This window comes from Lysinibacillus sp. FSL L8-0312 (assembly GCF_038003285.1).
Classification (GTDB): Bacteria; Bacillota; Bacilli; order Bacillales_A; family Planococcaceae; genus Lysinibacillus; species Lysinibacillus fusiformis_D.
Window position 1 is genome coordinate 2,086,987 of the sequence record NZ_JBBOOV010000001.1, and the last position, 25,564, is coordinate 2,112,550.

Here is a 25,564-nt window from a genome sequence, read left to right on the forward strand (position 1 = left end):
AACTATATAAGTGCCATGTGCGAAATGACACTTATATAGTTCCTGTCTCAATTGAAAGTTCACTTTATTGAGTAGCGGAGACATCTCCAACATTTTGTGCTGCTTTTAAAGCAGTTTGTTTACGTACATCTGCACGTAGTGTTAACGAAATAATTAATGAAGCTGCGATTAACCCAGCAAATACATAGAACACAGGAATATAGCTTCCGTAAGCATTTTTAATTGTACTTACTAACAACGGTCCGAAAATACCACCTAATGACCAAGTTGTTAATAAATAGCCATGAATAACGCCAAGTTGCTTTGTACCAAATAGATCACTAGCAAATGCAGGTAAATTCGAGAATCCACCACCGTAGCAACTAACAACTAAGAAAATAAGTGCTTGGAAAATAATTACGTTTGTTGTATGTGGTAGAACAATAAATGTAATTAATTGTGCTGTAAAGAAAATAACAAAAACGTTTGAACGACCAATATAATCAGACACAGCGGCCCAAATTAAACGACCACCACCATTAAATAGCCCCATTATTCCTACCATTGCAGCAGCACCTGCAACTGATAGACCAACAATCTCCTGTGCCATCGGAGAGGCAACAGATATCATCATAATCCCCGCAGTTACATTGACTAAATGCATGGACCATAACATCCAGAAATGCTTTGTTTTGACAGCCTCACGCGCTGACATCACTGCTAAATCTTTCTTTACTACTTCTTTGCCTTTATCGGCAGCTGCCTTCATATTCGCTGGCATATAACCAGGCTTAGGCGGCGCTATATATGAAGCCCCTAAAATCATTAACGTGAAATAACTTGCCCCTAAAATAAAATACGTTGTAGAAATGCCAACTGCCTCCATTAAGTTGGCTGCGACTGGCGCTGTAATTAATGCACCAGATCCAAATCCAAGTACGGCCATACCTGTTGCTAGACCACGGCGATCTGGGAACCATTTTACAAGTGTTGATACAGGGGCTATATAACCAATCCCCATACCTAATCCACTAAGAACACCATATGTTAACCAGTACATGACAACAGAATCCATTGAAATCGCTACACCCGCACCAGCTTGTCCTGCTCCAAATAAGACAGCTGCTACCATCGCCGATTTACGTGGCCCCATTTTTTCTACTAAGCTACCAAATAATGCGGCAGAGAAACCTGCAAGCCCCATCATAATGGTAAAGGCAACCGTTACCTTTGTTTCACTCCATCCCATTTCTGTGACAATCGGTAGCTTATATACACTGTATGCATAGGCTCCACCGATTGAAAGGTGAATAGCGATTGCAGATAATGCAATTAACCATCTATTTTTATTCATAAATTCTCATTTCTCCCCTCTTTTGCTACCTGTGAAAATTCTATGAACGTCCATGTAAAACAATTTACCACTTAGAATTATTCAAATGCAAGATGTTTTTCTAAAAAATATTATTTCTCCAAAAAGTATTTTGTTTTTTTATCAATGATTTTTATCACATAAACCTTACAGTCTCTAAGTATAAATTCGTTTTTCCTACAAAAAACATGACAGCTTTTAGCTAATATTACTTTTCTACTCTATTATCCTAGGTATCATTATTTATATTGATATAATTATTTTTGTGCATAACTTCACATTCTGATGTTGTATACGTCTTATTTTACCAACGATATTTTTATGCTCATTTCTCTAAAAAGGAAGCAGATCAAATCAATGAATAATAGAAATTTTTAGAACAAAAGAGAATTTCACCATATAAATGTACGAAATTTTAATTTTTAGAAGTAGCAATAAAAATTAAAAATCAATTCTGTTTTTACTTAAATTTTCAAAAAAATAATTTATTTACAATACAGAGTATGCATATTTTATAAATAGCTTTCAATCGCTCCCTATTTTTATTATTCAAATATACATTTTTATTTCAGGAAATTGAATATTAATGGCAACTAAACAAAATCAATTGCTTCTTATAGAATACAATTAATCTGGAACAAGACGATTTTCGAAGTCATATTGTTTTTGTAAAAAAATAAAACAAGCGCTACAAAAAACAGCATGTTAGAAGCTACCTCTAACATACTGTACAGAAAAATACATTTTTTAATTTGTTTTTCCTTTCATAAAAAGCATAACTTTTATTTCTTTATAATAAATACATAGCAAAATCCCTAGTAAAATCAGTAAGGAGCCATAAATTTGGACACTGGTAGGAAATTGCTTTAAAAAAATCGCACTCAACAGCATGGCAATAGCTGGCTCAAAATTCAATAACAGCGAAGCATTCGTCGAGCCTATTTCCTTCATTTTTTGATTCCACATTAAATTACTAACCCCATGAATAACGATTGCTGATAAAACTAGCAAAATCCAATAGGGGTATGTTACTTGCCAATTTGTTTGCGGCAATATAGTAAAAGAAAATGGTATAAGCATCAGTAAGCCAATTAGATTTGTATAAAAGGTGATGGACTGAGCTGACATTTTTAGACTAAGATGATTCACAATAATAAGAAATAAGGAAAAGCTTAGCATTGTAATTAAACTTAGCACCTCTCCCTTACCAATAGAAATGGTGATGAGGGCTCCTTTTGTAATGATGAGACCCACTCCTACAAATGAAATGATCGCACCTAGCCAAAATATGCCGTTCCGTGATTCATGATAAATCAATTTATTCAATAATGATGTGACAATCGGTGCACAGGCTAATATTAAAGCCGCAGTGATAGGAGAAGTATGCTGAAGGCTGGCATAAAAACTATAGTGATTAATGGAAACGCCCAGTATTCCTGCAATGACCAACAATAGTAAATTCTTGCGCGTAAATATTGTTCGGGTAATAGCTTTCCAACTAATACATCCCAAAAATAAAACAATGATAATTAGCCTAAAAATGGCGACTGTTATAGGAGCCCAGTGTTCAATTAAAATCGAGCCAATAATGAAGTTACTGGCCCAAAAAAATACACAGCTAAATAAAATCATATAGATAGTGAATTGCTTCATATTAATCGTACCTGCATGTAAAGAGACTTCTACATAAGTTCTGGGTCAACTATTAAAAATCTACTTCCCTTTCCTTTATTAATCTTTTCTATTAAAACATAAGTATAGCAAACTAGAAATCTTCTAGTTTGCTATCATATCTAAATAAGGGGGATTTAGATTTATACTTAGTTGATAAACTTACCATTTGACATAACCACTCGGTTAGATAGTTTACGTGCAATGACCTCAGCACTTGATACTGCGTCAAAGAATACAAAGCTTGCTTCGTCTTTCACATTCGGCCAAACCTTTTGACCATTTGCATCTAATGGTGTTACACCATTTGTAATATATTTTAATGTTTGTCGAATAGAGCGTTCATCTAGCTTACGAGAAATATCAGCAAAAGTAGTCGCTTTTTCTAAAATATCTCCAGAGCCATTAGGACTCCAAGAATCATAAAAGCCATCGCACCCAAAGTGGACATCTACTCCGTGCTCTGTTAGTAAATCAATTGGTGGAATTAAACGTCTTAAATCGAATGGCACAGTAGACATAATTTTCACTTGCTGTTGTGCGAGACGATCAGCGATTTTATGCTGTTCCATAACGGATACATCCCCAAGTGAAAATGCATGACTAATCGCCGTTCTACCTTGATATTGTGCATCCTCAACGATATCTATCCATTTATCGATTGTATAATACCCAACATGACCACCATCATGGAGGTGAATATCAACATCTACATTAAACTCCTGTGCGATATCCATCACTTCATAAAGAGAAGGCTCAATTGAATTATCAATCCCTGCTGGATCTAAGCCGCCAATCATCGTTGCCCCATTGCGTAAGGCTTCACGCAATAATTTAGGGACATCATCTCTTAGTAAGCCATGCTGTGGGAAGGCAATGACTTCTGACGTCACGACATCTTTATATTCATCCAATGCCGCTAGTACACCTTCTAAATTTTTCAAGCCAATGTAAGGATCAATATTAACATGGGTACGAATATGGTTGGCGCCATTCTTAACGATTTTCTCAATCATTGCAGCTGCACGTTGTTTACCTGTTGTAGCAAGAACGGATAACTCTTGTGCTTCACGATCAAGTCGTTCCTTTAAATTTTTTACGGGTACACAAGCCTTCCATGGTAAAGTTAAGTATGTTTTATCTAAATGATTATGCATTTCCTTAAAGGCAGGTAATAGCAGCTTCCCGTTCATATTTGTTACTTCATTTGGAGAATCGATTACCTGCGTTGCTGGTACAATTTGAGAAATATAGCCATCTGTAATTTTAAGGTTAAAAAGCTCCACTTTCGTACCAACTGTATCATTTTCTTTTACATATTCTCCTGTTTCAAGTAGAACATTTGTAAGCCAGTGCTTCATCTGAATTCTCCTTTCAACTCTCCTACTTCCTGTTGGTGAATAATTTTGCCCTGTGAAATAACAGTAGAAATTGGGCATCTTCTTGCTATAACATGAGCAGTGCTAACGCCATCTACTAACAGCATATTGGCTTTATCACCAGCTTGTGGCCAAACACGTTCTCCCACGTCGTTCAAAGGTGTGATACCACCAGAAGCGTATCTCCAAGCACGACTTAATGAATATTCGTCGATAAAACGGAATCTCTGTGCCATCACATTTAATTTCATAATCGTATTGCCCGTACCGTATGGTGACCAATGGTCTGTTAAACTATCATGTCCTACAGAAACCTTTACACCATTGTTATAAAGATAAGGCATTGGTATTGTTGAACGATTCAGGTCTGTTGGTACAGTTGTTGTGACATCCATTTGTACAGCAGCCATCGCCTGTACTAAATCTTCTAATCGTGACTGTTCTAAATCCGCAAGTGCCATCGCATGGCTAATTGTCACTTGTCCTTCTTTTTTCGCCTGTTTCGTTAACTCGATTAGCTTATAAAATTCAAATTCACCAAGTGTGTTAGCTGTATGAATATGAATATCTATTCCTGCATTATAGTCTTGGGCAATACCCATCGTTGTGTGCAGTGATTTCTCAATATTGCGATCTACAATGGATGGGTCAACGCCCCCAACGAGCGTTGCACCCATTGCCATTGCTTCACGGATCAATTCTTCCACATTGGAGCGTAATAAGCCATGTTGTGGAAAAGCCACAATCTCATAGGTGATTTGATCTTGATATTTTTCTAATACTTGCTTTGTGATGTCAATGTGTTTTGTCCCAATTTGTGGGTCCACATTACAATGTGAACGAATATGTGTATGTCCTTGGGAAATAAGCCACCTCACCATTTCCTCTGCTCGATAAGCAGCCGTTGGTAATTGCTTTGGTAATAGCGTTCTTTCTTCTTCAATACGCGTTAATATCCCTTTAGTAATGGGTCTTGGCGCTTGCCATTCCCCACCAAAATACGTTTTATCAATATGGATATGCATTTCTCGGAAAGAAGGGACTAATAGTTGCTTTTGAGCATCCACTACTTCTACGTCTCCATCGGCCACTATATTGTTATCCACTTGTTGAACATGTCCATCTACGATTAGGACATCATAAATACCTGTACGAGTTGCAACAATATGTTCATTTTCGTGCTCATATGCTTCTTCTAATCTTACATTTTTCAGCAATAGTTTACTCATAGTTTCCTCCCAATTGGTATTTTTTATCTTTCACCAAATTCGATTATTCTACAATTTCAACGCCACCGATTATTGTGTAGTTAGATGCGTCTAACCAGAAACCTTTTACAGCATTGCTGTAGACTGCTAAATGCTCATAGTTACGAACTGGAATGTATACAGCTTCATCTAACTCTATTTGCATTGCCTTTTTGTAGATTTCATTACGTGCTTCTTGATTTGACTCAGAACGCCCTTGCTCAATTAGCTTGTCTACCTCTGGATTTGAATAGTAGAAATGGTTGCCTGGAGGTCCCATAGAAGCCGTGTGGAATAAATTAAATTGATTATAATCAGCATCCCCAGTAGCATTACCCCAACCACTAATAAATATTTGGTGCTGTTCTTTCGTGATTTCAGAAATAAATGCACCATACTCCATTACTTGAATTTCAACATCTAATCCAATACCTTTTAATTGAGATTGAATAACCTCAGCCATATTGATACGCTCTTTACGGTCACTTGTCAGTAATTTAACTTTTGTTCCTTCTTTAACGCCAGCTTCTTTTAGTAACTCTTTTGCCTTTACTACATCATAGTCATATGGTTTTGTTTCACTAGAATAACCAATAATTTTAGGACTCATTGCCGAATTTGCAAGTGTACCTACATTATCATAAATACCACTAATAATTGCTTCGCGGTCAACTGCATAACTAATTGCCTGACGTACTTTTACACCTGATAATAGTGCATCTTTCACATTGAAACCGATAAATTCTACTGCAAGTCCTTCGGCACGGAATAAATTCATCGTTGAAGAATTTTCTATGCGGTCAATCTCTGTTACGGGTACTTGTTCAGCGATATGTGCTTCTCCACTTTCAATCATTGCTAAACGAGTAGAGTCCTCTGGTACGACTTTAAATGTTACTTTATCTACTTTCGGTACAGTGCCCCAGTAATCTTTGTTTGTATTTAATGTAATTTCTTGACCAGATTTCCAATCCTCGAATACAAATGGACCTGTCCCTACTGGATGTGTTGCTAATTCATCAGCCGCTTCCGCAATAGCTTTCGGGCTGATCATACTACCTTCTTGACTTGCTAAAATAGATAAAAGCGGTGCATATGGTTCTTTTAACTTCAACGTGACAACATACGTATCATCTACCACTGCTTCATTAATCATTGATAATTTATCACGTTGTGGTGAACCAGTTGCAGGATCTAAAATACGATCAAATGTAGCTTTAACAGCCTCTGCATTAAAATCTGCTCCATCATGGAATTTAATGCCCTCATTTAATGTAAATGTCCAAGTGACATCATCTTTTTGCTCCCACTCTTTTGCAAGTAATGGAACAATTTTGCGATCTCTATCAAAAGCAACAAGTGTTTCATATATTTTGCCATGGATAATATTCGCTGACGGAATATCTGTAATAAAATGAGGATCAAGGCTTGTCGCATCCGATGCTCTTAAAACAACTAATTCTCCTCCTACACTTTTTGATCCCTCCTTAGAACCTTCTGAACTTTGATTACTTGCAGTTGAACATGCCTGTAAAACAAGTACGGTAATGAGTGTCATAAATAAAATCAACTTCATTTTCTTCATAAACATTTCCTCCTTATATGATTTGATCCTTACATTTCGAATTATAAAGAAATAAAATTCACTTGTTTTTTAAAATCTTTACATGTTTTTTTAATTTTCTGACTAATACTCCATTAATCATTTACATTCTTTACGCTTTTCACTAAATTGAAAACAAATCAAATAGAAAAGGAGATTCGATATGGATAAAGTAACTACTACTATCGATTATTCTGTTTTAGTGAATGCACGCAAGGCCTCTAGAAAAAAGAATCTTGTCTCTTTCCTAAACAAAATAAAAAAAAATAAAGCGGCGGTCGCTGGGGGCATCATCATTCTTCTATATATATTGATGTTTCTTATCGGACCTATTCTAGCACCTTATGATCCTTACGACGTACAGTTAGATCAAAAATTACAAGGGCCAAGTTTAGATCATCTAATGGGCACCGATGACAAAGGACGAGATATTTTAAGTCGAATTTTATATGGTTCACGCTTATCCATTGGAGTTGGTATTTCAGCTGTGTTATTTGGTGGATCGATTGGCACATTCCTAGGACTTATCGCTGGTTATTATGGTAAATGGGTTGATTCTATTATTAGTCGAATTTTAGATATCATGCTTGCCTTTCCAGGTATTTTATTAGCTCTAGCTATTGTCAGTGCATTAGGGCCAAGTCTAATTAACGTCACAATTGCAGTAGGTTTTTTCTCTATTCCCATGTTTGCTCGTATCGTACGTGGCTCGACAATGGAAGTTAAAAAACTAGAATATATCGATGCTGTCAAAACACTCGGAGCAAATGATATGACGATTTTAATTAAACATATTTTCCCGAACATTTTATCACCGATTATTGTACAAGCATCTATGCGTTTAGCAACGGCTATTCTATCTGCGGCAGGTCTATCCTTTTTAGGATTAGGGGCACAGCCACCATCTCCTGAATGGGGTGCCATGCTATCAAACGGAAGAGATTTCTTATTTACTGCTCCTTATATGGCGCTATTCCCTGGTATTATGATTTCCATCCTTGTTTTAGGATTTAACTTATTTGGCGATGGTTTACGCGATGCGCTAGACCCAAGAATGAAAAATTAAAGGAGAGAAGACACATGACATTATTTATCATAAAACGGCTCGCTCAAATTATTCCTGTGACCCTTGGTGTAACGCTTGTTGTTTTTTTAATTATGCAAATGATCCCCGGTGATCCCGCCATTATTTTAGCAGGAGAAGGAGCTTCTCAAGAAACGGTTGAAGAATTACGTGAAAATTTAGGGCTTAATAAACCATTAGCTATCCAATATACAGATTATATTAAAAATCTTGTACAGGGAGATATGGGGCATTCGTTAAAAAATAAACAACCTGTATTTGAGGAAATTACTGCACGTTTACCAATTACAATTGAGCTAGCCTTTTATAGTATTTTAATCACTATTATTTTGGGGTTGATTGCCGGCATCATCTCAGCAATCCGTCCATATTCGTTTATGGATGTTGGACTAATGATTGTCGCCTTATTAGGGATTTCCCTACCAAGTTTTTGGTTAGGTATTTTATTGATGTATGTTTTCTCTGTACAGCTACACTGGCTTCCTGTAGCAGGTTGGGATAGTGCCAAACATATTATTCTACCAGCGGTCACACTAGGTGCTGGTGGCGCTGCAATCGTTGCGCGTATGACTCGCTCTAGTATGCTAGAGGTTGTGAACCAAGACTATATTCGAACAGCGAAGGCGAAAGGTTTAAAAGGCTATATTATCATTTTAAAACACGCACTACGCAATGCCTTAATTCCAGTTATTACAGTTGTAGGCTTACAGTTTGGTAGTTTACTTGGGGGAACAGTATTAGTAGAATCTGTGTTCGCTGTCAACGGCTTAGGACGAATGATTGTAGATGCTATTCGTACACGAGATATACCTGTTGTTCAAGGCGGCGTTCTCGTAGCCTCATTAATATTTGTTTTCATTAATCTTTTCGTAGACATATTATATCGAATTTTTAATAAACGAATGGATTTAAACTAGGGAGGGAAAAAGCGATGAAACAAAATACCGTGTTAGAAGTAAAAAATTTACAAACTTATTTTTATTCGAGTGAAGGCGTTGCCAAAGCTGTGGATGGTGTTTCCTTTATACTTCAAAAGGGAGAAACGCTAGGCATTGTTGGTGAATCTGGTTGTGGGAAATCAATGACCTCCCTATCGTTACTTCGTTTAGTACCGTCACCTCCTGGTAAAATCATCAACGGTGAGATTTTCTTAAATAATACAGATATCTTAAAATTATCAGATGAGGAATTACGCAAAATTCGAGGCAATAAAATATCAATGATTTTCCAAGAGCCTATGACAAGTCTAAATCCTGTGTTATCCGTTGGGGAGCAAATTGCTGAATCTATTCGCTTACACCAAGGTTTATCACGTAAAGAGGCATGGCAAAAGGCCGTCGATATGATCCGTCTAGTGGGAATTCCTGCACCAGAAAAAAGAGCGAAGCAGGAGCCGTACCAGTTAAGCGGTGGGATGCGTCAGCGCATTATGATCGCAATGGCATTAGCGTGTACACCAGATGTTTTAATTGCAGACGAACCTACAACGGCACTTGATGTAACCATTCAGGCTCAAATTATTGAAATTATACAAAATCTGCAAAAGCAATTAGGCATGAGCATTATTTTCATTACTCACGATCTAGGTGTTGTAGCAGAAATTTGCGATAAAATTGCTGTGATGTATGCGGGGCAGATTGTAGAAGAAGGCACAACAGAAAGTCTTTTTGAAAAACCGTTACACCCCTATACAAATGGATTAATACAATCATTACCAAAGCTCTATGAAGAGCAAGAAGAATTATCTACTATTCACGGAACTGTTCCAAGTCCATACAATTATCCGGTTGGCTGTCGTTATGCAGAACGTTGCCCATTTGCTACAGATTTATGTCATGAACAACAACCTGAGCTTATGACTGTGGAGCACGAGAAAAAAGTAAGATGCTGGATGTACAGTAAGGAATGGCAGGGAGCAACACTTATGGAGGAGATGACCATATGATAAAAGAGCAGCAAGCACAGCCACTATTACAAGTAAATAATTTAAAACAACATTTTTCCTTAAAAAAAGAAAAGCTCTTCGGTCCTCAGCAAATTGTAAAAGCTGTGGATGGTGTTTCCTTTGACATTATGCCTGGTGAAACACTTAGCATTGTTGGAGAATCTGGCTGCGGAAAATCAACGACGGGGCGTTCTATTTTAAGATTAGATGAACCTACTTCTGGAGAAGTAATGTTATTTGGTAAAAACTTAGTGAATATGAACAAAAAAGAGCTACGTGCTGCACGCAAGGACATCCAAATTATTTTCCAAGATCCGTATGCATCCCTTAACCCACGAAGAACCATTCGTAAAATGTTAACAGAGGCCATGTCTATTCAAAAAATAGTACCACCTGAACAACAAGAGGCACGCATGATTGAATTAATGTCGCTTGTTGGATTACGTCCTGAATACTTAGAGCGCTATCCACATGAATTTTCTGGTGGTCAGCGTCAACGTATCGGAATTGCAAGAGCTCTTGCAGTCAACCCTAAAATTATTATTTGTGATGAATCGGTTTCTGCGCTAGACGTTTCTATTCAAGCACAAATTTTAAATTTATTAAAGCAGCTACAACGGGATTTAGATTTAACATTTTTATTTATCTCGCACGATTTAAGTGTTGTTCGACATATTTCAGATCGTATCATGGTCATGTATCTTGGAAAGGTTGTCGAAATTGCTGATAAGCATTCCCTTTTCACACAGCCATATCATCCTTATACAAAAGCATTATTTTCTTCTATTCCAGTAATCGACAAACAACATCGCAAGGAGCGCATTATTTTAAAAGGAGACCTACCGTCACCTCTTAATCCTCCTACTGGCTGTAGCTTTCACACACGTTGTCCATTCGCCACAGAGAAATGTAAAGCAGAAGTTCCAGCATTACGAGAAATCACCGCAACACATAAGGTAGCTTGCCATTTTGCAGAAAATTTAGTTTAATGTATCTTACACTTATAAAATAAATGGAGAGATCATTATGTTACAACTAGAAACCTTCAACATATATATTCTCCTATGTGTAATTGCTCCAATTATTGGAGCTTTTCTGCTTACTTTTATATTTATTTTCGAAAAACAAATCGATAGCCTTGAGGAAGAAAAGAGAAGTTTAGAGCTCAAGCAGGATTTACAACGAGCGAATATTCTTCAGTTAAATCAGCAAATACAACCACATTTCTTTTTTAACGCATTAAATTCATTGCTAAGCCTAGCCCGCATCAATCGTAAGGAAGATTTGGTTGCGGGTATTGAGGCCTTAGCAACGTTTTTTAAATTTAAATACAATAATCATGAGGTTTTAATCACGTTAAAGAACGAGATACAATTTATGGATAGCTATTTAAATATTCAACAGTTACGCTTTGGACATCGTTTGACGATTCATAAGGATATGGATGATGAAGCTCTATCTGTACAAATACCTCCATTTATTTTGCAGACCATTATTGAAAATGCATATAAACATAGCTTTGAAAAGCATATAGGACCTGCTGAGTTATCCATTACGATTAAAAAAATGGACAAGATCTTATTAATAGAAATAAAAAATACACAGCCCTTAGAAAAGATAGAAACTGCTATTGAACAGCTAGAAGATGAATTACAGCAAGGTTATGGTCTTGAAAATATTAGACAACGGCTTGAGCTTATTTATGGTCTCGAAAATGTTTTATTTTCGATTCAAAATAATGAACAGTTTTACACAGTTACAATTCACGTTCCCGCTTAGCCCTTCTATCAATTTGAATGTGAAAGGAGAATCTCACCATGCATATTTTAATCGCAGATGATGAGCCGTTAGAGCTAGAGCAAATGATTTATTTATTAAAACCGCATTTCCCTAATTGGACATTCCATACTGCTCAGGATGCCTCACAAGCTCTGCAATTAGCTAAAAAACACCGTATGACTATCGCCTTTTTGGATATCCAAATGCCTGGGAAAGATGGTATCACTTTAAGCAAGGAATTAAAAGAAATGTATGAAATAGACATCATTATGGTAACTGCTTATCAGACCTTCGAATATGCCCAGCAAGCATTGCGTATCGGGGTAAAAGATTATCTTACAAAACCTGTTATTGCTAGTGAATTAGATGCGATTGTGGAGAAATATAAAGTATGGAGCTCCAACCATGATGCGATTCAAAGTGCGCTTTCCTATATCCATGAAAACTATTATGAAAAGCTCGGTTTAAATATTATTGCAGAAAAGATCCATTTGAATCCAAGCTACTTAAGTCGTAAATTTTTGGAGGAGCAGTCTATTGGCATTAATGAGTATATAAATAATTACCGCCTCGAAATGGCCGTGAAGAAAATAAATGAAAACCTGGACGCAAGCATGTCTGCAATTGCGGAGAGCTGTGGATTTAATAGCCAACACTATTTTAGTGTGGCCTTTAAGAAAAAGTATAATCAATCGCCACGTCAATATAAATCCGCTAAAATGAGTAAAGGTATTTGATAGTATGTTAAAAAATTATTCATTGCTCGTACCATTTGCAAGTTTAAGCACAGCAGCAGGCGTCATCATTCTTTTAGCAAGATGGATTAACGGTAATTTATTATTGTCCTCTCCCTCAGCTCTTATTTCTTATGGCTTTATGGCAGGCATTTGTTATACATTAGCAACAGCTATTTCGTTTATTGTAGTGAGCTCCTTGTTAAATAAAAGGAATTACAAGCAAAACCAGCATACACAAAGCTTTTTACTCTTTACCATACAACAAAAATTGAGTGGTATGAATTTAAAAGTGATACGACTGTTTTACCTTTTGACAAGCATTGAACTTTGGTTAATTCAATTAATTAGCATTAGTGTCTTGTCTGAAATCATGTTAAATATCCCGATACCCATTACGCTTTTTTTATTTCTAACCGGTATGTTACTGCTTGATCGCATCATGTCTGTGAAAAGTATACTTTGGCTAGAAATTTTATTTATCATCGCCCTGTTTTCATTACTTATTTTTATCCCTATTTACTACTTTGTACAAAATGGAGCAAGCACCGTTTATGAAGGCATTCGCTTATACCACCCTTATTTATTTTATTTTAAAAATAGCGAAATCCTCCTGTTCTATGTCATTATTCAATTAGCCGTTTTAGGACAAGTACTTTTCGATAAATCAACATGGTATTTAATTGCATTTATCAAGCCCAAAAAAATACGTCGAAGCCTATTTTCATCAGGCGTGATTTTAGCATTATTAACATTATCCTTTACAGCTATTTTAATGATTGCTTTATACAGTGGCTCCTTTGGTCAGTTTCAAGTGCTAATTTTTACGTTCTTATATGAAGTACAGCCAGGGTTTCTGACATTCGCTTTCCTTGTCATTGTCCTGTTAGCCGTTGTGACGTCCTTGCTTGTAGATATGCGTGCAACAAAACGATTTTTTATGAAGAAAAGACCCTATTATTTTTACTTAACTGGACTTATGGTCATTTTACTTACCTTTTTCTTATCTATCGATTTAACGATTTTAGGGGTTATTTATTCTTTCGCGTTCCTGCACATTACCATACTGCCGTTTATGTTAATTCTTTTATTTACGAATCGCCGTATTCATAAACATAGTTGGTTTGTCATACTGCTATCTATCCTCATAGGAATTGGCGTTGCCCTAAGCTTCAATGCACTTTACGGATTAGCAACTAGCTTTATGATCTCTAGCATTTATCAATTAATGCTTCAGACCGATACTATAGAAAAAATGCCTGAACCCTAAAATATATGGAGGTCAGGCATTAGGCTGTAGTTAACTAAATATATGTCTTTTATGTTTTCGTAAATAATGATTAGGTAAAAAAATACATCCTGAATACCTTCTTCTACATCTTTAAATAACACCACTCGTACGTTTGCCACAATGGTCAGAACTTCCCAAACACGCCTATACACTTTCACTTCCCTAGTTGGTTTCCTACGTTTTCATTTACACATTGGTCATAAAATTTTAAAAACTTCACACAATAAAAAAGTGTTTTAACATGAGCTTTTCTTGTTATAGAGCTGTATTTATCGTATTCGTATGCCCTGTTGCATACTTTTTTTCTATTATCTATTGAATAACTAGCAAAAAAACTGTTATAGTGAGATTGTTTGTCTGACGTCTGACTAATTAAGATCTTTAGCTGTTCTTCTGAATTTGGAACATCAGGACAAACTATTACACATACTTATGGAGGAACTTATGAGATACTTAATATCCTTTTGTGGATTGTTACTTGTTTTTGCCCTAGCTTTATTAATGAGTAAAAACAAAAAAGAAATAAAATATAAATATATAGTGGTGATGTTAATCATCCAATTTTTATTGGCAGCTCTACTACTCAATACGACAATTGGTTTTGTTTTAATCAAAGGAATCACCAAAGTATTTGATCATTTATTGTCTTACGCAAATGCAGGGATATCATTTGTTTTTGGTGGATTAGCAAATGAAGGAGAGTCTCCGTTCTTCCTAGCTGTATTATTACCGATTGTCTTTATATCAGTCTTAATTGGGATTTTGCAGCATTTTAAAATTCTCCCTTTCTTCATGAAATGGATAGGATTACTGTTGAGTAAAGTAAGTGGAATGGGAAAATTGGAATCCTATAATGCTGTTGCTTCCGCAATGGTTGGACAATCGGAAGTATTCATTACAGTCAAAAAACAATTAGATAAGATTGCGCCACAGCGTATGTATACATTATGTGCATCCGCGATGTCGACCGTCTCGATGTCAGTTGTTGGCGCGTACATGACGATGATTGAACCAAAGTATGTCGTAACGGCGATTGTTTTAAACTTATTTGGTGGTTTTATAATTGTTTCCATCATTAATCCGTATACCGTAAAAGAAGAGGAAGATATCTTAACCATTGAAGATGAGCAGAAGCAAGCTTTCTTCCAAATGCTTGGTGAATATATTATGGATGGCTTTAAGGTAGCCATCATTGTTGGAGCCATGCTAATTGGTTTCGTAGCATTAATGGATTTAATCAATTCATTGTTTGATATGATTATCGGTGTTTCTTTCCAAGAAATATTAGGCTATATTTTTGCACCAATAGCTTTCCTAATGGGTATCCCATGGGCAGACGCTGTTTCAGCTGGTGGAATAATGGCCACTAAATTAGTAACGAATGAATTTGTTGCTATGATCAACCTTGGCGACGTCTCAGAGTCCATGAGTGAACGTACACTGGGCATTATTTCGGTATTCCTTGTATCCTTTGCCAACTTTTCATCCATCGGTATTATTTCCGGAGCAGTTAAAGGGTTGAATGAAAGACAAGGTAATGTCGTTGCTCGTTTTGGCTTAAAGTTATTGTACGGAGCCACACTTGTCAGTATCCTAACAGCTATTATTGTTGGATTGATTATTTAAACATCATCATTTGAACTGCACTCCGATAGTTATGGAGTGTAGTTTTTTAAATTATCCACTATAAACTCTTCACGAAAAATAAAAAATGTACATCACTAAAATTTCATTTAGTAATGTACATTTTAATTTATGTCTCTTTATTTAACGACAATATTGACAAGTTTGCTTGGAATAACGATAATTTTCACTAGGTTTTTTCCTGCCATATATTCTTGTACTTTTTCATCAGCAAGCGCTACTTTTTCGATATCCTCTTTTGAAGCATCTTTCGCTACGACGATTTTTGCACGGACTTTACCAGCCACTTGCACGGCAATCTCCACTTCATCATCCACAAGCTTCGTTTCATCGTATGTTGGCCATTGCTCGTAAGAAAGTGTTGAATCGTGGCCTAATAGCTGCCATAGCTCTTCTGCAATATGCGGCGCCATTGGTGCTAGCATTTTAACAAAGCCTTCCGCATACTCTGCTGGAATAACGTCAGCTTTATAGCAATCATTAATAAATACCATCATCTGTGAAATAGCTGTGTTAAAGCGGATACCTTCGTAATCCTCTGTCACTTTTTTCACTGTTTGGTGGTATGCTTTTTCAAGTGTTTGATCGTTAGACACTTGAATTTTTGATGAAATAGCACCATCTTCTTCATTAACAAATAGACGCCAAATACGATCTAAGAAACGACGTGCCCCGTCTAAACCATTTGTTGACCATGCAACAGATGCCTCTAGTGGTCCCATGAACATTTCATACAAACGTAATGTATCGGCACCATGTGATGAAATGATTTCATCTGGGTTTACAACATTACCTTTCGATTTAGACATTTTTTCATTACCTTCACCAAGAATCATACCTTGGTTAAATAATTTATGGAATGGCTCTTTCGTGTGAACAACACCTAGATCATAAAGAACTTTATGCCAGAAGCGAGCGTAAAGTAAGTGCAGTACTGCATGCTCCGCTCCTCCAATATAAATATCTACTGGTAACCAACGTTTTAGTAACTCTGGATCTGCAATCGCCTCTGTATTTGTAGGGTCGATATAGCGTAAGAAGTACCAGCTAGACCCAGCCCACTGTGGCATTGTATTTGTTTCACGGCGACCCTTTTTGCCTGTCTCTGGATCTACAACATTCACCCATTCAGCGATATTAGCTAATGGTGATTCACCAGTACCCGATGGACGGATATTATCTGTTTTTGGAAGCACTAATGGTAATTCTGATTCTGGAACAGGTGTGATCGTGCCATCTTCCCAATGAATCATTGGAATTGGTTCACCCCAGTAACGCTGACGTGAGAATAGCCAATCACGTAGTCGATAAGAAATTTTCTTCTCTCCAACGCCTTTTTGCTCTAACCATTCAATTGCTTTCGCAATGCCATCTTCTTTATTTAAACCATTAAGGAATTCAGAATTAATATGTTGACCATCACCTGTAAATGCTTCTTTGCTAATGTCCCCACCCTCAAGTACAGGAACGATGTCTAAACCAAATGCAGTCGCAAATTCATAGTCACGTTCATCATGTGCTGGCACCGCCATAATAGCACCTGTACCGTAAGACACTAACACATAGTCAGCAATCCAAATCGGCGCTTTTTTCCCGTTAATCGGATTCACGGCATAAGCACCTGTGAATACGCCTGTTTTTTCTTTTGCTAAATCTGTGCGCTCAAGATCCGATTTCATTTTCACTTTCTCTAAATATGCCTCAACAGCTTGACGTTGCTCAGCTGTCGTTATTTGTTCTACCAATTTATGTTCAGGCGCAAGTACACAATATGTAGCACCAAATAATGTATCTGGACGTGTTGTGAAGACCGTGAAGTTTTGATCTGAACCATCAATAGCAAATGTTACTTCTGCCCCTTCTGAACGACCAATCCAGTTGCGCTGCATATCTTTAATAGATTCTGGCCAATCAACTTCTTCTAGGTCGTCGATTAAACGATCAGCATACGCAGTAATTTTAAGCATCCATTGTTTCATTGGTCGACGTTCTACTGGATGCCCACCACGCTCTGATTTCCCATCAATTACTTCTTCGTTAGCCAATACCGTACCAAGCGCTGGACACCAGTTAACAGCTACTTCATCCACATAGGCTAAACCTTTTTTATAAAGCTGGATAAAAATCCATTGTGTCCATTTATAATACTCTGGATCCGTCGTGTTAATTTCGCGATCCCAATCATAACTGAATCCTAGCTCTTGAATTTGGCGTTTAAAAGTTGCAATATTTTTAGCTGTAAATTCTGCTGGGTCATTTCCTGTATCGAGTGCATATTGCTCAGCTGGTAAACCAAAAGCATCCCAGCCCATTGGATGTAATACATTGTAGCCTTGCATACGTTTAAAGCGTGATAAAATATCTGTCGCTGTATATCCTTCTGGATGTCCTACATGTAGTCCAGCGCCAGATGGGTATGGAAACATATCTAATGCAAAAAATTTAGGCTTCGCTGTTTCATTTTCAGTTTTGAATGTTTTGTTATTAGCCCAATATTGCTGCCACTTTTTTTCAATTTGTAGATGATTAAAACTCATTCTTTTTCCTCCTTCGATTGAATCATGTTGCTCTTCATCATAATTGACAAAATATTTAAAAAATAAAAAAACTCGTCCCTTTCTTATAGAAGGGACGAGAGAATTTGTACTCCCGCGGTACCACCCAAATTAGTGATTACACTCGGCTCAAGCTTCCTTAACGCGGAAGAAACGACACACGCTGTTTCACGCGGGCAGACTCAGAAGGCGAGTTCAACTTGCTTTCTTACTAGCTCCCACCAGCCGCTAGCTCTCTAAAAAGAACGACAAATTTACTATTCCTCATCACAGTCTTTACATGATATTGCATTTATTCTAATGGAAAGTATTGAAAAGCACAAGCCTTTGTTTACAGACTAACCCATTACTGAAGAATTAATTCCTTTTCTTCCTTAGATTTTGATAAATCCTTACATTCATGAAAAGCAAAATGCTGGCATCCGATGCATTTCTTTGTGTCCAAATAGCCGAGAGCCTTAGTAATCGCTTCTCCAGTATGCTGATAAAAATGATGCGCTCCAATCTTATCGTAAATACCATTGTGCTGAAGAGCTACTTTTAAATCACCTTGCACACCTGTTACCAGGATTTTACCACCCTGTGCTGTAAAGTTTTCAATAATATTGCTAAAATATGCTTCACCAGTGGAATCCATAAAGGGCACTTTCCCCATTCGCAATATCAAAACTCTTGGTTGCTGATGCAAAGTGCTTTCAATTTTTTGTTCAAACATTTGAGCAGCTCCAAAGAACAATGGTCCTTCAATTGTATACATGCTAATTTGCGGACAATCATGCTGCTGGTGAACGACATGGGGCTGTACCTTCCCACTTTTGTTTGAATGGTCTGGGAGTACCTTTGTCACAACAAGCTTTTCACTCATGCGTTTTGCAAATAATAGCACAGCTAATACAAGCCCTACTTCCACTGCTAATGTGAGACTTGTAAACACCGTTAATAAAAAGGTAATCAATAACACTAGCGAGTCACCCGATTTTAATTTCACAATATGTGAGAAATGGTGTCGTTCGCTCATATTCCAGGCTACAACCATCAATACAGGAGCCATACTTGCTAATGGAATATGAGACGCATATGGTGCTAATAGCAATAATGTAACTAAAACAAATACTCCGTGTATGATACCTGACATAGGCGATACTGCACCTGTTTTAATATTAGTTGCAGTCCGTGCAATAGCACCTGTAGCTGGAATCCCCCCGAACAAAGGCGTCACGATATTAGCAATTCCTTGACCAATCAGCTCTCGATTACTGTTATGCTTACTATTCGTCATCCCATCTGCAACGACTGCCGATAGTAGTGACTCTATGCCCCCTAGCATGGCGATGACAAACGCTGGTCCAATAAGCAGTTGTAGGCGTTCAAAGGTGATATCAGGTATAGCAAAATGAGGCAATGAATTCGGAATTTGCCCATAAGCTGTCGCGATCGTAGCAACATGTCCTGTAAAGAGGAAAGTGGCCACAAGTGTAGAAACAACAATACCTGCTAATGCTCCAGGAACCTTTGGAAAAAACTTCGGCGTCATCAGTATTGTCACAAAACAGATAACAGCCGTCAAAATACTATACATATTGGTCGTTCCAAGCTGCTTCATAATTTCTTGTATATTGGCAATAAAATACTCATGTCTTTTAACATTTGTTAACCCTAAAAAGTTGGCAATTTGACCTGTAAAAATAATAACTGCTATACCTGCTGTAAAGCCAACTGTTACAGGGCGAGGAATAAATTTAATTAAAGATCCTAACTTAAAAATGCCCATTAAGCAAAGCATAATCCCAGCCATTAATCCTGCAAGTAATAAATCCTCATAGCCATAGGTAATGACAATTCCTAATAAAATCGGTACAAACGCCCCAGTTGGCCCACCAATTTGATATTTCGATCCACCAAAAAGAGAAATAAGAATACCCGCAATACAGGCGGTATAAATCCCATATTCGGGTTTCACCCCCGATGCAATGGCAAAAGACATGGCAAGTGGAATAGCGACGATCCCAACTATAATTCCGGATAATAGATCCTTCTTGACGTGATGAACAGAATACCCTTCAAAGCGTCCTGTAAACAGTGACTTCATAGATAAATCTTCCCTTCGAAATAATAAGCAAAGCATAATTTTTCAACTTCTTTGATTTACTTATTGCCTTCGTCACCTTCATTGCTCGTCATTTCCTCTAATCTCGAAATGGTGTTAACTAAATGGTTATTGAAAATATCCTTTGCCACCCCAAGTAATTCACCAATCATCGGATCACTTAAAGAATAGTAGACTTTTTTACCTTCCTTCACACCATAAACGATATTTTTGGCGCGTAATACACTTAATTGCTGAGAAACAGCAGAACCCTCTTTCTCTAAGCAATCTTGAATCTCATTGACACTTTTCTGACCTTCTACAAGGAGTTCCAGTATTCTAATGCGTAACGGATGTGCTAATGCTTTAAAAAAATCCGCCTTAAATTGTTGTAAACCCTCTTCCATAAAAAACACCCTCCACATTACTACATATTCAAATATTTGAATATGTATGATTGTAAGCCTGTATCGATTATTTTTCAATAGCTTCAATAAAAAAAGAGCAAAACCAAGTGCTGATCACTCGTTTTTGCTCTTTTCCTTGCCCACTATTAATCTGCAACGATATTATTCTTTTTTAAAGGATAATCATAAGTTAAACATGGAATAATAGCCAACAGCACAACGACCACTAAAGTTAATACAAGAGGTATCATGCCAAATTGATCCACCATTATCCCACCGAATAATGGCCCAATCATCCGACCACCTGTCGCTGCACTATTGATAATGCCCTGATAGAATCCTTGTCGACCTTTTGGTGCGAGCTGATTCGCGATGGTTGGTAATGCTGGGGTATAGAACATTTCACCAAACGTTAAAACAAGCATCGCGGCTCCAAACATTTTAAAATCACTCGCAAAGGCGATGATTCCAAACGATAGGGCAATCAGAATTACACCAAATACGAGCTGACGCTTTAAATTGTTTTCCCATCTTTTCACAAGCGGTGCAATGAGTGGCTGACCTACAACTATAAGCAAACCATTTATTGTCCAAAGTAAACTATATTGCTTTAACCCTAAGCCTAAATCTTGAGTATAGGATGAAATAGTAGCACTCCATTGAGAATATGCAAGCCAACATAACACTGAGGATGCGCTAATAATTAACAAAGCATAGAATGGTGCTTTGTTAACAATTCGTTTACTTTCACTGACGACATTTTTAGGGGCAATACTGCCTGCCTCTAAACGTTTAAATGTAAATAAAGCAATAAAAAAGAATAAAATATACATGCCTAAATTCACTTTAAAAACATAATCAAATTGATAATCAGCCACTATACCCGCAAGAGCAGGGCCAACTGCAACACCAACATTCTGTGCCAAATAGATCGCATTAAAGGCTTTTCGTCCGCCCTCAGGCCATGCAGCCCCTGCTAATGCGAACATACTTGGAAAAACGATGCCCCCACTAAAGCCTAGTATCGTTAAAAACCACACATAATGTGGCCAACCATGCCAAATTGTTAAGCCTATTAATGAAGCAATCGTTAGCAGGATGCCAAACATAATCGCCTTATAGCCACCGATTCTATCAAATAAGTAACCACCTAATAGATTGCCCAATACTCCAGCAGCAGAGTTGAGCATTAAGACAAAACCAGCCATCGCTAAAGTTTTCCCTAAATAATCATGCATATATATGGCATTTAAAGGCCATAAAAAAGAGTTACCTGTTGTGTTCACAAGCATTCCAATAAGTAAAAACCAAACACGTTTTGGCATATGATGACCTCCATTATTTCGCCTCTCTAAATAGCTAGTTTATGCTGAAAACCTTAAAAGCACAAGAAAAATAATTTTACCCTTTTTACAAGTATGCCATCATACTTTAACTAAGTTTTAAAAGTCTTTTTCTTGTTTTCATTACAATTTTTCTTCATTGATGTAACGATCAAGCCCTTCCCCCATGACGGAACGAAAAGCACATGATAGAATAAAGCGTTAGAGGAGTGAAATAAATGACAGAAACGAATTTTCCTTTTCCTTCAGAAGGAAAAAGGTATTATACATGGAATCGCTATTTACGTGATCAATTCGGACATAAAGTATTTAAAGTCGCATTAGACGCAGGCTTTGATTGTCCAAACCGTGATGGCACAGTCGCTTTTGGTGGCTGTACATTTTGCAGTGCTGCAGGCTCTGGTGATTTTGCCGGTAATAAGGTAGATCCAATCGATGTACAATTTGCTGAAATCCGAGACAAAATGCATCAGAAATGGAAGGACGGCAAATATATGGCGTACTTCCAAGCCTATACAAATACACATGCCCCACTGCCAGTTTTAAAGGAAAAATTTGAAGCTGCTTTAGCACAAGAAGGTGTTGTTGGTCTTTCCATTGCTACTCGCCCTGATTGTTTGCCAGATGATGTCGTGGAATACTTAGCAGAGTTAAACGAGCGTACGTATTTATGGATTGAGCTTGGTCTTCAAACCGTGCATGAAAAAACAGCGAATCTGATTAATCGTGCCCATGATTATGCAACCTATGTGGAAGGCGTTGAAAAATTGCGCAAGCACGGCATACGTGTTTGCTCACATATCATTAATGGCCTGCCTCTTGAAGACTATGACATGATGATGGAAACTGCTCGAGCAGTAGCACAGCTAGATGTCCAAGGCATAAAAATCCACTTACTACATCTACTAAAAGGGACGCCAATGGTGAAGCAATATGAAAAAGGCATGTTAGAATTTTTAGATCAGGATGTCTATACAAAACTAGTAGCAGATCAATTAGAACTTCTCCCACCTGAAATGGTCATTCATCGTATTACCGGCGATGGACCGATTGATTTAATGATTGGACCAATGTGGAGCGTCAATAAATGGGAAGTATTGAATGGTATTGATGCCGAGCTTGAACGTCGTGGCAGCTGGCAAGGGAAGTTTTATAAGGCTGAGGTTACAAAATGAAACTACAACGTGTTTTACAATATGCACAGCAGCTTTTAAAGGACAGTATAGATGAGGGAGATACGGTCGTCGATGCTACTGCTGGAAACGGTCATGATACATTGTTTCTAGCACAGCTTGTGGGGGATAATGGACAAGTTTATGCCTTTGATATTCAAAAAGAAGCGGTTGATGCAACACTCCTTCGCCTTTTAGATCACGGTTTAGAACATCGTGCACTGGTCCTTAATAAAGGGCATGAAGACGTAGCACAGTATGTACACAAACCTGTAGCTGCAGCCATTTTCAACCTTGGCTATTTACCTGGCAGCAATCATGACATTATTACAAAGCCCGCTACAACGACACAAGCTATTGAGGATTTACTAAAGCTTTTGAAGGTTGGCGGCCTAATCATTCTTGTTATTTATCATGGTCATCCTGGTGGTAGGGAAGAACGAGATACGGTCATGGACTATGTTAGTAGGCTTCCACAAAAACATGTACATGTCTTAAAATACGAGTTTCTCAATCAACAAAATGATCCACCTTTCGTTATTGCGTTAGAGAAAATGAAAGAATTTCCTATTTAATACATGACATGCAAAAGGCTATCTACTAGTTTAATAGAAACTAGTAGATAGCCTTCGTCATTTACTATTTATTTTTACGTTGCTCATTATAATCAACCCAGAAATCTGCACCCTTAATGCCTAGTTTACGAGGATCAAAGACAGGGTCTTTCCCCTCTTTTTTCTGTTTCTCGTAATCTTTTAATGCTACGATAGCTGGTTTCATAATAATTAAAATAGCAAGAACGTTAATCCAAACCATTAGTCCAAGACCCACATCTCCCATTGCCCAAGCTAGGTCAGACGTACGGACTGTACCATAAAAGGCAGCAACTAAAATGGCAATTTTCGCAATCCAAATGAAAATCTTCTCCGTGCTACCTCTGAATAAATAGGCGACATTCGTTTCAGCAATATAGTAATAGGCCATAATTGTTGTAAAGGCAAAGAAGAATAACGCGATTGCTACGAATGGAGCTCCAAAACCAGGTAATGATGAATCAACTGCATATTGTGTATAAGCAGCACCTGCTTCAATACTTTTCGCAAATGTCATTTGCTCATCGCCTGCTAATCCGCCACTATTGAATTCCCCAATATGGATAAATGGATCTGCTCCTTCAGCGGCCTTTTCATCATGTACATTGTACATACCTGTAAATAAAATCATAAATGCAGTAGCAGAACAAATTAATAATGTATCAATGTACACAGACGCCGCTTGTACTATCCCTTGTTTAGCAGGATGTGATACTTCCGCAGCAGCAGCAGGGTGCGCCCCTGTTCCTTGACCAGCTTCATTGGAATAGATGCCACGCTTCACTCCCCAAGCTATCGCAGAACCAATGATACCACCAAAAATCTCTTGTGCACCAAAGGCACTTGAGAAAATTAAAGCAAAGACTGTAGGTACCTCAGAAATATTCATAGCAATAATGATAATAGCCATAATAATGTATGCTAATGCCATGAACGGTACAATGATTTGGGCAGCATTCGCGATAGATTTAACTCCCCCAATAATAATAGCACCTAACAACACTACAATAATCAGTCCTGTAATCCATGTATCCAGACCAAAAGCGTTTTCAACAGCTCCTGCAATGGCGTTAGACTGCACACCTGGCATTAAAATTAGCATTGCAATCAACGCAGCTACAGCAAAAATAACTGCAAACCATTTTTGACCCATTCCCTTTTCTATGTAAAAGGCTGGTCCACCACGATATTCCGTATCTTTTTCTTCTTTATAGATTTGTGCTAATGTTGACTCTACATATGCGGTAGCCGCACCAATGAAAGCGATTGCCCACATCCAAAAGACAGCACCAGGTCCCCCCATCCCAATTGCAGTTGCAGTACCAGCAATATTACCAGTACCTACACGGCCTGATAATGCAATCGACATTGCTTGGAAAGATGAAATCCCCTTTTCCGATTTCTCCCCTTTAAACATTAAAACAAACATGTCTTTAATGTGTCTTACTTGCAGAAACCTTGTGATGATTGAGAAAAAAAGTCCAATCAATAAAATACCATAAATAAACCACGGTCCCCATAAAATACCATTCAACTTACCAACGATTACCTCCATTTTACCCCTCCAATTTGAAAATACCATACTTTAAGTCATTATAGTATTACACTTTTCTGAAAATTACAACATTATATTTAAGTAACAATATTTAAGTAAGTCTTCTAGTAAATGGAAGGGATAAA

20 protein-coding genes and 1 other annotated feature are annotated in these 25,564 nt (G+C 37.4%); of the genes, 10 read left to right on the forward strand and 10 right to left on the reverse strand.

Features of this window, described 5'->3' with window-relative positions; translation table 11 throughout:
* Positions 1-64: 64 nt before the first annotated feature.
* From MHI22_RS10435 to MHI22_RS10455, 5 genes are all read right to left on the reverse strand, one after another.
* Positions 65-1,333 (reverse strand): L-lactate MFS transporter, encoded by a 1,269-nt coding sequence (locus MHI22_RS10435; RefSeq protein WP_036118777.1) that lies wholly within the window; start codon positions 1,331-1,333, stop codon positions 65-67.
* A 765-nt stretch (positions 1,334-2,098) separates the two neighbouring features.
* Entirely contained in the window at positions 2,099-3,004 is a 906-nt protein-coding gene (locus tag MHI22_RS10440; RefSeq protein ID WP_058845057.1) for a DMT family transporter, read from the reverse strand.
* A 167-nt stretch (positions 3,005-3,171) separates the two neighbouring features.
* Positions 3,172-4,383: an amidohydrolase gene (locus tag MHI22_RS10445; protein WP_340811905.1), complete on the reverse strand. Its 1,212-nt coding sequence runs from the start codon at positions 4,381-4,383 to the stop codon at positions 3,172-3,174.
* Entirely contained in the window at positions 4,380-5,630 is a 1,251-nt protein-coding gene (locus MHI22_RS10450; protein ID WP_340811906.1) for an amidohydrolase family protein, read from the reverse strand. Before MHI22_RS10450 ends, MHI22_RS10445 begins: the two co-directional genes overlap by 4 nt.
* A gap of 43 nt (positions 5,631-5,673) precedes the next feature.
* Positions 5,674-7,233 carry a glutathione ABC transporter substrate-binding protein gene (locus tag MHI22_RS10455; RefSeq protein WP_340811907.1) on the reverse strand — a complete coding sequence of 520 codons (1,560 nt, stop codon included), beginning with the start codon at positions 7,231-7,233 and terminating at the stop codon, positions 5,674-5,676.
* Between the two features lie 181 nt (positions 7,234-7,414).
* Here MHI22_RS10455 and MHI22_RS10460 point away from each other — a divergent pair, with 181 nt between their 5' ends.
* The 8 genes from MHI22_RS10460 (at position 7,415) to MHI22_RS10495 (ending at position 15,710) form a co-directional block, all read left to right on the forward strand.
* A complete protein-coding gene (locus tag MHI22_RS10460) occupies positions 7,415-8,317 on the forward strand; it encodes an ABC transporter permease (RefSeq protein ID WP_340811908.1) in 903 nt (300 codons plus the stop codon).
* Positions 8,318-8,331: 14 nt separating this feature from the next.
* Positions 8,332-9,252, forward strand: a complete 921-nt coding sequence (gene nikB, locus MHI22_RS10465; RefSeq protein WP_036118771.1) for a nickel ABC transporter permease — start codon at positions 8,332-8,334, stop codon at positions 9,250-9,252.
* Positions 9,253-9,266: 14 nt separating this feature from the next.
* Complete coding sequence (locus MHI22_RS10470; RefSeq protein WP_058845054.1) at positions 9,267-10,280, forward strand: ABC transporter ATP-binding protein; 1,014 nt, start codon at positions 9,267-9,269, stop codon at positions 10,278-10,280.
* On the forward strand, positions 10,277-11,269 hold the full coding sequence (locus tag MHI22_RS10475) for an ABC transporter ATP-binding protein (protein WP_340811910.1): 993 nt from the start codon (positions 10,277-10,279) through the stop codon (positions 11,267-11,269). The genes MHI22_RS10470 and MHI22_RS10475 overlap by 4 nt, the downstream gene beginning before the upstream one ends.
* Before the next feature lie 37 nt (positions 11,270-11,306).
* Positions 11,307-12,059 carry a sensor histidine kinase gene (locus tag MHI22_RS10480; protein ID WP_058845052.1) on the forward strand — a complete coding sequence of 251 codons (753 nt, stop codon included), beginning with the start codon at positions 11,307-11,309 and terminating at the stop codon, positions 12,057-12,059.
* 38 nt (positions 12,060-12,097) lie between these two features.
* On the forward strand, positions 12,098-12,796 hold the full coding sequence (locus MHI22_RS10485) for a response regulator transcription factor (protein ID WP_036118767.1): 699 nt from the start codon (positions 12,098-12,100) through the stop codon (positions 12,794-12,796).
* Positions 12,797-12,800: 4 nt separating this feature from the next.
* Entirely contained in the window at positions 12,801-14,063 is a 1,263-nt protein-coding gene (locus MHI22_RS10490; protein WP_340811912.1) for a permease, read from the forward strand.
* A 465-nt stretch (positions 14,064-14,528) separates the two neighbouring features.
* Positions 14,529-15,710, forward strand: coding sequence for a NupC/NupG family nucleoside CNT transporter (locus MHI22_RS10495; protein WP_036118765.1), 1,182 nt, complete (start codon positions 14,529-14,531; stop codon positions 15,708-15,710).
* Positions 15,711-15,847: 137 nt separating this feature from the next.
* On the opposite strand, the gene leuS is transcribed toward MHI22_RS10495, so the two are convergent.
* The 4 genes from leuS to MHI22_RS10515 all read right to left on the reverse strand — a co-directional run bounded on the left by leuS (position 15,848) and on the right by MHI22_RS10515 (position 22,101).
* Positions 15,848-18,265: a leucine--tRNA ligase gene (gene leuS, locus MHI22_RS10500; RefSeq protein ID WP_089934496.1), complete on the reverse strand. Its 2,418-nt coding sequence runs from the start codon at positions 18,263-18,265 to the stop codon at positions 15,848-15,850.
* Between the two features lie 87 nt (positions 18,266-18,352).
* Positions 18,353-18,563: a binding site (T-box leader), on the reverse strand.
* Between the two features lie 66 nt (positions 18,564-18,629).
* Complete coding sequence (locus MHI22_RS10505) at positions 18,630-20,372, reverse strand: SulP family inorganic anion transporter (protein ID WP_089934498.1); 1,743 nt, start codon at positions 20,370-20,372, stop codon at positions 18,630-18,632.
* Between the two features lie 56 nt (positions 20,373-20,428).
* The gene (locus tag MHI22_RS10510) at positions 20,429-20,776 is read right to left on the reverse strand and encodes an ArsR/SmtB family transcription factor (RefSeq protein WP_036118762.1); all 348 of its coding nucleotides are present in this window, start codon (positions 20,774-20,776) and stop codon (positions 20,429-20,431) included.
* Between the two features lie 146 nt (positions 20,777-20,922).
* Positions 20,923-22,101, reverse strand: a complete 1,179-nt coding sequence (locus MHI22_RS10515) for an MDR family MFS transporter (protein WP_036118761.1) — start codon at positions 22,099-22,101, stop codon at positions 20,923-20,925.
* A gap of 236 nt (positions 22,102-22,337) precedes the next feature.
* Between MHI22_RS10515 and MHI22_RS10520 the strand changes: the two genes are divergently transcribed.
* Positions 22,338-23,294, forward strand: a complete 957-nt coding sequence (locus MHI22_RS10520) for a TIGR01212 family radical SAM protein (protein ID WP_036118760.1) — start codon at positions 22,338-22,340, stop codon at positions 23,292-23,294.
* Positions 23,291-23,866, forward strand: coding sequence for a class I SAM-dependent methyltransferase (locus MHI22_RS10525; protein WP_058845048.1), 576 nt, complete (start codon positions 23,291-23,293; stop codon positions 23,864-23,866). Before MHI22_RS10520 ends, MHI22_RS10525 begins: the two co-directional genes overlap by 4 nt.
* Before the next feature lie 64 nt (positions 23,867-23,930).
* On the opposite strand, the gene MHI22_RS10530 is transcribed toward MHI22_RS10525, so the two are convergent.
* Positions 23,931-25,439 (reverse strand): alanine/glycine:cation symporter family protein, encoded by a 1,509-nt coding sequence (locus MHI22_RS10530; RefSeq protein ID WP_340811915.1) that lies wholly within the window; start codon positions 25,437-25,439, stop codon positions 23,931-23,933.
* Between the last annotated feature and the right edge of the window lie 125 nt (positions 25,440-25,564).

What these genes read in the sequence shown, in the direction of transcription:
- MHI22_RS10490 (WP_340811912.1), top strand. Translation starts at nt 12,801, where the DNA reads ATGTTAAAAAATTATTCATTGCTCGTACCATTTGCAAGTTTAAGCACA.
- MHI22_RS10510 (WP_036118762.1), bottom strand. Translation starts at nt 20,776, where the DNA reads ATGGAAGAGGGTTTACAACAATTTAAGGCGGATTTTTTTAAAGCATTA.
- MHI22_RS10440 (WP_058845057.1), bottom strand. Translation starts at nt 3,004, where the DNA reads ATGAAGCAATTCACTATCTATATGATTTTATTTAGCTGTGTATTTTTT.
- MHI22_RS10505 (WP_089934498.1), bottom strand. Translation starts at nt 20,372, where the DNA reads ATGAAGTCACTGTTTACAGGACGCTTTGAAGGGTATTCTGTTCATCAC.
- MHI22_RS10485 (WP_036118767.1), top strand. Translation starts at nt 12,098, where the DNA reads ATGCATATTTTAATCGCAGATGATGAGCCGTTAGAGCTAGAGCAAATG.
- MHI22_RS10455 (WP_340811907.1), bottom strand. Translation starts at nt 7,233, where the DNA reads ATGAAGAAAATGAAGTTGATTTTATTTATGACACTCATTACCGTACTT.
- MHI22_RS10530 (WP_340811915.1), bottom strand. Translation starts at nt 25,439, where the DNA reads ATGGAGGTAATCGTTGGTAAGTTGAATGGTATTTTATGGGGACCGTGG.
- MHI22_RS10515 (WP_036118761.1), bottom strand. Translation starts at nt 22,101, where the DNA reads ATGCCAAAACGTGTTTGGTTTTTACTTATTGGAATGCTTGTGAACACA.
- MHI22_RS10495 (WP_036118765.1), top strand. Translation starts at nt 14,529, where the DNA reads ATGAGATACTTAATATCCTTTTGTGGATTGTTACTTGTTTTTGCCCTA.
- MHI22_RS10520 (WP_036118760.1), top strand. Translation starts at nt 22,338, where the DNA reads ATGACAGAAACGAATTTTCCTTTTCCTTCAGAAGGAAAAAGGTATTAT.
- MHI22_RS10460 (WP_340811908.1), top strand. Translation starts at nt 7,415, where the DNA reads ATGGATAAAGTAACTACTACTATCGATTATTCTGTTTTAGTGAATGCA.
- nikB (WP_036118771.1), top strand. Translation starts at nt 8,332, where the DNA reads ATGACATTATTTATCATAAAACGGCTCGCTCAAATTATTCCTGTGACC.
- MHI22_RS10525 (WP_058845048.1), top strand. Translation starts at nt 23,291, where the DNA reads ATGAAACTACAACGTGTTTTACAATATGCACAGCAGCTTTTAAAGGAC.
- MHI22_RS10470 (WP_058845054.1), top strand. Translation starts at nt 9,267, where the DNA reads ATGAAACAAAATACCGTGTTAGAAGTAAAAAATTTACAAACTTATTTT.
- MHI22_RS10475 (WP_340811910.1), top strand. Translation starts at nt 10,277, where the DNA reads ATGATAAAAGAGCAGCAAGCACAGCCACTATTACAAGTAAATAATTTA.
- MHI22_RS10435 (WP_036118777.1), bottom strand. Translation starts at nt 1,333, where the DNA reads ATGAATAAAAATAGATGGTTAATTGCATTATCTGCAATCGCTATTCAC.
- MHI22_RS10480 (WP_058845052.1), top strand. Translation starts at nt 11,307, where the DNA reads ATGTTACAACTAGAAACCTTCAACATATATATTCTCCTATGTGTAATT.
- MHI22_RS10445 (WP_340811905.1), bottom strand. Translation starts at nt 4,383, where the DNA reads ATGAAGCACTGGCTTACAAATGTTCTACTTGAAACAGGAGAATATGTA.
- MHI22_RS10450 (WP_340811906.1), bottom strand. Translation starts at nt 5,630, where the DNA reads ATGAGTAAACTATTGCTGAAAAATGTAAGATTAGAAGAAGCATATGAG.
- leuS (WP_089934496.1), bottom strand. Translation starts at nt 18,265, where the DNA reads ATGAGTTTTAATCATCTACAAATTGAAAAAAAGTGGCAGCAATATTGG.